The sequence below is a fragment of the Streptococcus wuxiensis genome, from assembly GCF_040888245.1.
GTDB lineage: Bacteria > Bacillota > Bacilli > Lactobacillales > Streptococcaceae > Streptococcus > Streptococcus wuxiensis.
Genome location: NZ_JBFNFE010000003.1, coordinates 224,092 through 232,481 on the forward strand (window position 1 = coordinate 224,092; position 8,390 = coordinate 232,481).

Genomic DNA, 8,390 nt, shown 5'->3' on the forward strand with positions numbered 1-8,390 from the left:
CGCCTATTGTAGATATCCCTGAATACACTGGGCCTATCGGTACTGCGAGCGACCAAGCGGCGCCTATCGTGGATAGTCCTGAATACACTAAGCCTATCGGTACTGCGAGCGACCTAGTAGCGCCTATTGTAGATATCCCTGAATACACTGGGCGTATCGGTACTGCGAGCGACCAAGCGGCGCCTATCGTGGATAGTCCTGAATACACTAAGCCTATCGGTACTGCGAGCGACCTAGTAGCGCCTATTGTAGATATCCCTGAATACACTGGGCGTATCGGTACTGCGAGCGACCAAGCGGCGCCTATCGTGGATATTCCTGAATACACTGGCCCTATCGGTACTGCGAGCGACCAAGCGGCGCCTATCGTCGATATTCCTGAATACACTGGCCCGATCGGTACTGCGAGCGACCAAGCGGCGCCTATCGTCGATATTCCTGAATACACTGGCCCGATCGGTACTGCGAGCGACCAAGCGGCGCCTATCATCTCTCTTCCTGAGTTTAAACTCAAAGCCTTAAAAGACCAGGCTACCGGAGTTCAAGTCATCAGTGGATCAAATGAGCTAGGTGAAGCAAGTTATCTTGAAATCCAGAAAGTAGACAAGCAAGAACTCTTGGGCAAGAAATATGATGCCTACGACATTCAACTCAAGAATGAAAATGGTCAACTAATCCAAGCAAAAGGTGCTGTACTGGTTCGGTTACCAATTTCTGGCACAGTCCAAGAATTCTATCGCTTCAGTTCAGAAAAAGACTTGAAAGCACAAGATTTCACAATTCGTGATGGCATGCTTGAGTTTCTCACCATTGATTTGACTACTTATGCTATCGTCTACAAGACTGAAACAGAAGTCCAACAACCAAGCTCAAGTCAAATCGAAGAAGCTAGTCCATTAGCAAATAAAAACCAGCTCAATGGTGAAAATTCTACAAATGACAAACAACTTCCTGCCACTGGAGGAGAGGCCAGCCCACTCCTCTTCATGGCAAGTCTCAGCTTAGCTTTAGCTGCAGCCTTCTTGCTAAAAGGTAAAAAAGAGTGATCCCAATAAATCTATAAAGATTTAGATAAATAGAAAAAGGATGAGTAAATTACTCATCCTTTTGATTTCTTTCAGAGTCTTTTAAAATAAACTAAAAAGCCAGTTATAAATCCAGTTAAAAATCGAATATAACAAATTCAAAAGGAATTCATAAAAAAATAAACAAATGTGATACCAAATGAATTCTACAATCATAATCAGTGGCTTGACTAGGATATAAAATAAAATATCCCAAATAAATTTCATTTTTTATCTTCCTTTCTAGGAAGTCCCGCAATCCAAGGCAGAGCAGATATCATTTTATAAGCCGCAAGAAATTTAACAACCTCTAAGGCTTTTGGCTCAGATTCCTTCTTCTCAGTCAGTACTTCCATTCCTTTTACCCAGAGGCATGTCCCAATAATTCTAGCCATTCCTGTAAAAAAATTTGGTTGGTTGTCCATGTGATTCTCCCCTAGTTCATGTCATTTCTAACAGATTAGTTCTTATTGTATTCAGTATATCAAATTTATATAGATTATCAACTTTTTATCTGCAAAATAAAAAAGTTTCATAATCTTTCTAGAAGCCTTCTAGCTAGATTATAAAACTTTAGTGATTATTTCATTTCTTTTTTATAGCGTTCCAATTCTTCTTGGTTAGCCCAAACGTAATGACCTGGACGAATTTCAACCATAGAAGGTTTGTCTGTTTCATAGTCATGTTGGTCTGGATCATAGACTTTCAAAACTTTCTTACGTTCCAAGATTGGATCTGGAATCGGCACAGCTGATAAAAGTGCTTGTGTGTATGGATGAACTGGATTGTTAAACAATTCTTCAGTTTCAGCCACTTCAACAATAACACCCTTATAAATTACCGCAATACGATCAGAGATAAAACGAACTACTGACAAATCGTGGGCGATAAAGAGATAGGTCAAGCCCAATTCCTTCTGGAATTTCTTGAGCAAGTTCAAAACTTGGGCACGAACTGAAACGTCCAAGGCTGAAATCGGCTCATCTGCGATTACAAAGTCAGGTTGCATAACCAAGGCACGAGCGATACCAATACGTTGACGTTGTCCACCTGAAAACTCATGAGGATAACGTGTCAAATGTTCAGCCAAAAGTCCAACTTCACTAATGATTTTTTTAACTTTTTCTTGTCTTTCTTCCTCATCCTTAAATAGATGGAAATTATAAAGACCTTCAGAAATAATATAGTCAACCGTTGCACGCTCATTCAAACTAGCAGCAGGGTCTTGGAAAATCATTTGAATACGACGGATTACTTCAGCTTCTTGAGCTCGTGATTTTTTACCGTTGATCTTTTTACCTTCGAAGAGGATATCCCCTTTACTGGTATTATTCAAACCGATAATTGCACGACCAATCGTTGTTTTACCACTACCTGACTCACCAACTAGAGAGAAAGTTTCACCTTTGTTGATAAAGAAGTTAGCATTTTTAACGGCTACAAACTTTTTGCTTCCTTCACCGAAGGAAATCTCTAAGTCTTTAATTTCTACTAATTTTTCAGACATTTCCTTCCTCCTAGTTTTCTAGATGAACAAGACCCATTCTCTGACGAATCTTGTCATGTAAATTTGAAATTACTGCTGGTTTTTCAACTTTTGGAGCTCGTTCATCAAGCAACCAAGTTTTAGCCCAATGAGTATCTGACACAGCAAATTGAGGTGCTTTTTCTTCGAAATCAATTTTCATTGCGTAATCTGAACGAAGAGCAAATGCATCACCTTTTAATTCTGTATATAGTGATGGAGGAGTACCTGGAATTGAATATAGTTCTCCTTTATCATCAGCTAACTGTGGCAAACTTGATAGTAGGCTCCAAGTATAGGGATGACGAGGATCATAAAAGATTTCTTCAACAGTACCGTACTCAACAATCTCACCAGCATACATAACTGCAACTTTATCTGCAATACTTGCTACAACACCGAGGTCATGTGTGATAAAGATAGTTGTAAAGTGATATTCATTTTGTAGAGACTTCAACAAGTCAATAATCTGAGCCTGAATCGTCACATCAAGGGCAGTTGTTGGCTCATCACAGATCAAAACATCTGGGCGACATGCAAGAGCAATAGCGATAACGATACGTTGACGCATCCCTCCAGAATATTGGAATGGATACTCCTCAAAACGCTTTTCAGCATCAGGAATACCAACCTTATTCATGTAGTCAATAGCCATTTCTTTTGCTTCTTTTGCTGTTTTCCCTTGGTGTTTAATGATAACCTCAGTAATTTGGCTTCCGATTGTTTTGATTGGATCCAAACTAGTCATCGGATCTTGGAAGATAGTTGCAATCTTTGCCCCACGAATTTGTTCCCAATCCTTGTGAGACGAAAGTGCTGTTAGGTCTTGTCCACGGTAATCGATGCTCCCCTGAGCGATACGCCCGTTTTCTTCTAACATTCCTGTAAAAGTTTTTGTCAAAACTGATTTACCCGAACCTGATTCTCCAACCAAGGCAAGAACTTCTCCTTCAATCAACTCAAGAGAAACTCCGCGAATAGCGGTCAAAACTTTGTCACGAACATCAAATTCCACGACAATATCTTGAGCAGATAAAATTACATTTTTATTATTCGTCATTTCTACTCCTATCTATGTGTACGTGGATCACTAGCATCGGCTAAGTTTTGTCCAACAATGAATAGTGATAAAGAAACCAAGACCAAAGTTGTCAATGGAATCCAGAAGAGGTAGGCATTTGTCGTTACGTTCTGAGAATAATCTGAGATCAAACGTCCCAAACTTGGAACTGTAATCGGCAATCCGAGTCCAAAGAATGAAAGGAAAGCTTCATACGAGATAAATGCCGGAAGCATTTGTGATGTAGTCGTAACAATAACAGATACCAATTGTGGCATGATATTTTTAATGACAATTTTGTATGTTGGAGTTCCGAGTGTGCGTGAAGCAAGGTTGTACTCCAAATCACGATAACGCATGATTTGAATACGGATTGAATAAGCAATACCAATCCATGTAGTTACACTCATGGCAAAAATCAAGTTCCAGAAACCTGCTCCGATAGAGTAAGTCAAAACGATAACGATCAATAGCGATGGAATATTGTTGATAACGTTGTAGACTTCCATCATGATACGGTCTACTGATTTTGAAATACCCCAGATTCCACCTACAATCACACCGATAACAAGGTTGATAAAGGTCGCAATTACAGAAATTAAGATAGAGTTACGAGCTCCAAACCAGACACCATCAAAGAGAGATTTCCCGTTACTATCTGTACCGAACCAATATTCACCATTCGGTTTGATATAGCGAGCACTAAAATCATTTACCTTACTTACATCGTTAAAGTCAAAATCTGAGAACATTGGATAGATGAAACTCATCAAAACGATGGCAATCAAGATACCGAGCATGATGACTGTTGATTTTTTCTTCAAAAACTGTCTAAAGACAGAACCCCAGTATGAATAAGCAGGAGTATCAATTGCTTCAGAGGCAAAATCATCACGTTTTACAAATTGAAATTTATCATTACTAATTGTAGACATTATTTGCCTCCTTTCTCTGTCAGTTTAATACGTGGGTCAATCATAGTCATCCAAATATCACCAACTAGGTTTGAGAAGATTGAGATACAAGTGAAGATAAATACGAGACCAACAACCATGTTGTTATTTGATGCTTTTACTGAGTCGATCAACATTTTACCCATACCTGGATAAGCGAAGACTGTTTCTGTAAGAGTTGCTCCACTGATAACACCAATAATAGAACCTGGAATACCTGAAACGAGTGGTACCATAGCGTTCTTAAAGATGTGTTTGTTTGAAATTTCTTTCTCAGATAGACCTTTTGCACGTGCAAAACGAACGAAGTCTTGAGATTGTAAGTCAATCATGTAACGACGAATCCAAATTGCCATACCAGGTGCACCCAACAAGCCCAAAATCACTGCAGGTAAAACATATGAACGCCAGTCTCCAGCACCCAAGATAGGGAATGAATCTGGGAATCCAATTGAAGAACCAATCAAACGAATGATGTATACAAGGGCAATCGTTGGAAGAGCAAGTAAGAAGGTCAAAGCTCCTGTAGAGAAACTATCAATCCATGTATTTTTGTAACGAGCCATTGCAGAACCAAGTGGAATTGCAATCGCGTATGAAATAGCAAGACCAATCAAACCTGTGATAGCAGAGCTTGTAATCATTGAAGGATATTGATAATTACTTTCAGTAGCTGTATAAGGATCATCCTTACCATAGTTTGCTACTTCACGTGCATCTGCTTGACTTGGAGATTTGTAGGTTCTTGAGTAAATGTTAACTGATGATGTTTTCTTACCAGTTGGGAATTGAACTTCTGAAGTCTTGGTTTGTCCTTGACCTTGTGTGATAACTTGAAGAACAGGAGTATTGGCATAAGTTGGGTAAGAATCTCCTAAGTTCAAGTTGACAAAGTTTTGGTGAACAAATGGGAATTGACTGTTGAAGTACAAGAGGTATTTATGTTTAGTCCCTGAACCTACTAGAGACCATCCAATAGCCGGATCGTTTTCAAATCGCAAATAACGCTCTAAATTAGGATTTTCCGGGTCTTGAATCTTGTTTGTATGGTCAATTTCAAGTAAGTTTGCATAGAATTTGAACACACGCTCGAAAATAGGGATTTCACGAGTAGCATAGAATTGACCACTCTCTGTAAACTCACCCAAAGTCCAACCGTTACCAAGTTGTTGGATATATTTTTCGTAGATAGCTTTATTTGTATCGTTTGCATCAACAGTTACAGAAGGGTCAATGCTACTAGCTTTTTCCTGCAACTCTTTTGTATCGTAATATTCGATATAACCCATACGCTCAAAAACGGTATTTTCATAGTTATCACGTTTATCAGCTGTTGTTGCAATTTTATTGTAGTTAGTATCTTGTTTGAAGATCAACTTCCGTGGAACCATCGTATAGATGATTGTGTAAATCAAGGTCGTTACTAAAAAGATAGAAACTAACGACCGCAAGATACGCATAAAAACATATTTTTTCATATTATTTCCTTTAAAATCCCAAAAGAACCTTCTCCTTTTGGAGAGAAAGTTCTGATGAGCATTATTTATTTCACGTGGCTCGCTAATTCTTTTTGAGCTTTTTCGTTTGATTCAGCTTTTTCTTTGAGCCATTTTTCACGAGCTTCTTTGTACTCTTTAGCAGTTACAGTGTTAGCTTGCAATTTAAGATATTTGAAGTAAACATCTGAACCTTTATCACCAGATTGAGTATAAGATGCTGAGAATGGAACAACACGAGAGATAATAGGAGCTGCTCCTGAAGATGCCATTGCAGGAAGGAAGAGTGAGCTATCTGTCAACCAAGCTTGAGCTGCTGCATATTTTTCATAACGAGTCGCAAGATCGCTTGTTTCATTTCCAGCTTCATCAACTAATTTATCATATTCTTTCAAACCAACTTGAGCAACTGCTGGGTTAGATGGATTGTCATATCCCATGTAAGTCTTAGTTGTTTCGCTATTAGTTGTTTTCAAGATATCAAGGTATGTTGATGGGTCTTCATAGTCAGGGTTCCATCCAACTGCACCTGAAAGATCCCAATCCTCTGCAGCTGCGCTAGCTGCGTAGTATGTGATATTGTGTAGTTCGTCTGTAGTGATTTGTTGGATATCAATCACTACATTTTCAGTTCCAAGTGTAGTTTCAACTGATTGCTTGAATGACTGGATACGAGCAATGTAACCTTTAGATGTTTGGTCTACTGGAATATCCAAGTGGATTGGGAATTTCACACCTTCAGCTTCTAGAGCAGTTTTCGCTTTAGCTAATTCAGCTTTAGCCTTATCCGCATTGAAGAGTCCATCTTGACCATCAGCAAGGTTTACATTTTTCCACTCATCACCATAAGTAGCAACTTTTTCAGTTACCATGTCCCCAAATGTTTTACCGTTAGCAGACACAAACTCTGGTTTTACAAAGAGGTTACGAACAGCAAGAGGAGCTCCCTTTTCACCATTAAGTTGAGCAGAGTATGCAGTACGGTCAAATGCAAAGTTCAAAGCTTGACGGAAATCTTTATTAAGAAGAGCTTTCTTAGTAGAAGTCTTTTCCTCGTCAGTTGTTTTTGATGTATATTTATAACTTTGACGGTCAATGTTAACACCTAAACCAGCAATACCAGCTCCCTGTGGGGTATAGTAGATATTATCTTTATATGTTTCTGCTACTTTAGAATAGTTTGAGCTAGTAGGGAAGAGACGTGCATAACTATATGCACCATTTGTAAAGTTACGCTCAAGTGACTCTTGGTCTGAACCATCATAGTAAGAAAGTGTTACAGTATCGATGTGAACATTGTCTTTATCCCAATACTGATCATTCTTTGCAAATTCGATAGAAGACTTAGCTGTCAATCCCTTAAGCAAGAATGGACCATTGTAAAGCAATGATGTTGGATCTGTCGCCTTACCAAAGTCTGAACCTTTTGATTTTTCAAACTCTGCATTCAAAGGCCAGAAGATTCCATAAGATAATTTAGAGTTCCAGTATGGTTCAGGTTGGTTCAATGTATATTGAAGAGTGTAATCATCAACAGCTTTAATACCTACTGCAGAAAAGTCTGTATTAGTCCCTGATAAATAGTCAGCCAATCCCTTTACAGAATTTTGTGCTAGGTAAAGAGCAGCTGATTTATTGTCGGCTGCGTGTTTCAAACCTGTAACAAAGTCATTTGCAGTTACTTCTGCATATTCTTCACCATCAGATGTGAACCATTTTACACCTTTACGAATCTTGTATGTATATGTCAATCCATCTTGAGATACTGACCAGTCTTCAGCGACTGCAGGAGTAAGGTTACCATACTTATCATTCGTAAAGAGTCCATCAATACCATTTGATGTAGCCACTTTTGTACTTTGTTTACCAGAGATAAGATAATCCAAAGTTTCTGGATCAGCGGTATATGTATAACCGTAAGCTTTTGGAGCCTCTGCATCATTAGATGATTTTGAAGAACCGCAAGCTGCAAGAACACCTGTAGCAAGTAAGGCAACACCTGCTACTGCAAGAATCCGACTTTTTTTCATATTTATAAACTCCTCGTTTTAAATTGTGGATATTGAAAATTATACCACAGTTTTTTTAAAAAGTAAACGAATTTTCAGAATATTTTGTCGCATGTTTTTTTAAACATTTGAATCTTATGTTTTCAGAAAAGAAAACTATTGACGAGAAACAATTTTCAAGGTATAATAATAAAAGTTAAGGCGGTATAGCCAAGTGGTAAGGCACGGCTCTGCAAAAGCTTGATCGTCGGTTCAAATCCGTCTACCGCCTTTTTTGTAGTAA

At 38.6% G+C, this 8,390-nt stretch carries 7 protein-coding genes and 1 tRNA gene; 2 read left to right on the top strand and 6 right to left on the bottom strand.

All coding sequences use genetic code 11. From position 1 onward, the window contains the following. Positions 1-5 precede the first annotated feature (5 nt). The gene (locus AB2B47_RS05545) at positions 6-1,046 is read left to right on the top strand and encodes an SIALI-17 repeat-containing surface protein (protein ID WP_320693822.1); all 1,041 of its coding nucleotides are present in this window, start codon (positions 6-8) and stop codon (positions 1,044-1,046) included. Between the two features lie 242 nt (positions 1,047-1,288). Here the strand turns inward: AB2B47_RS05545 and AB2B47_RS05550 are convergent, their stop codons facing one another. From AB2B47_RS05550 to AB2B47_RS05575, 6 genes are all read right to left on the bottom strand, one after another. Further along, positions 1,289-1,489 (bottom strand): hypothetical protein, encoded by a 201-nt coding sequence (locus AB2B47_RS05550; RefSeq protein ID WP_006147852.1) that lies wholly within the window; start codon positions 1,487-1,489, stop codon positions 1,289-1,291. A 155-nt stretch (positions 1,490-1,644) separates the two neighbouring features. Beyond that, positions 1,645-2,571: an ATP-binding cassette domain-containing protein gene (locus AB2B47_RS05555; RefSeq protein ID WP_006147851.1), complete on the bottom strand. Its 927-nt coding sequence runs from the start codon at positions 2,569-2,571 to the stop codon at positions 1,645-1,647. Between the two features lie 10 nt (positions 2,572-2,581). Then, on the bottom strand, positions 2,582-3,649 hold the full coding sequence (locus AB2B47_RS05560; protein WP_320693817.1) for an ABC transporter ATP-binding protein: 1,068 nt from the start codon (positions 3,647-3,649) through the stop codon (positions 2,582-2,584). 8 nt (positions 3,650-3,657) lie between these two features. Further along, positions 3,658-4,584: an oligopeptide ABC transporter permease OppC gene (gene oppC / locus AB2B47_RS05565; protein ID WP_320693818.1), complete on the bottom strand. Its 927-nt coding sequence runs from the start codon at positions 4,582-4,584 to the stop codon at positions 3,658-3,660. Then, the gene (locus AB2B47_RS05570) at positions 4,584-6,080 is read right to left on the bottom strand and encodes an ABC transporter permease (protein WP_320693819.1); all 1,497 of its coding nucleotides are present in this window, start codon (positions 6,078-6,080) and stop codon (positions 4,584-4,586) included. The genes oppC and AB2B47_RS05570 overlap by 1 nt, the downstream gene beginning before the upstream one ends. 65 nt (positions 6,081-6,145) lie before the next feature. Beyond that, the gene (locus tag AB2B47_RS05575; RefSeq protein ID WP_320693820.1) at positions 6,146-8,128 is read right to left on the bottom strand and encodes a peptide ABC transporter substrate-binding protein; all 1,983 of its coding nucleotides are present in this window, start codon (positions 8,126-8,128) and stop codon (positions 6,146-6,148) included. 179 nt (positions 8,129-8,307) lie between these two features. Here AB2B47_RS05575 and AB2B47_RS05580 point away from each other — a divergent pair. After that, positions 8,308-8,378: transfer RNA gene (locus AB2B47_RS05580), tRNA-Cys, on the top strand. Positions 8,379-8,390 lie beyond the last annotated feature (12 nt).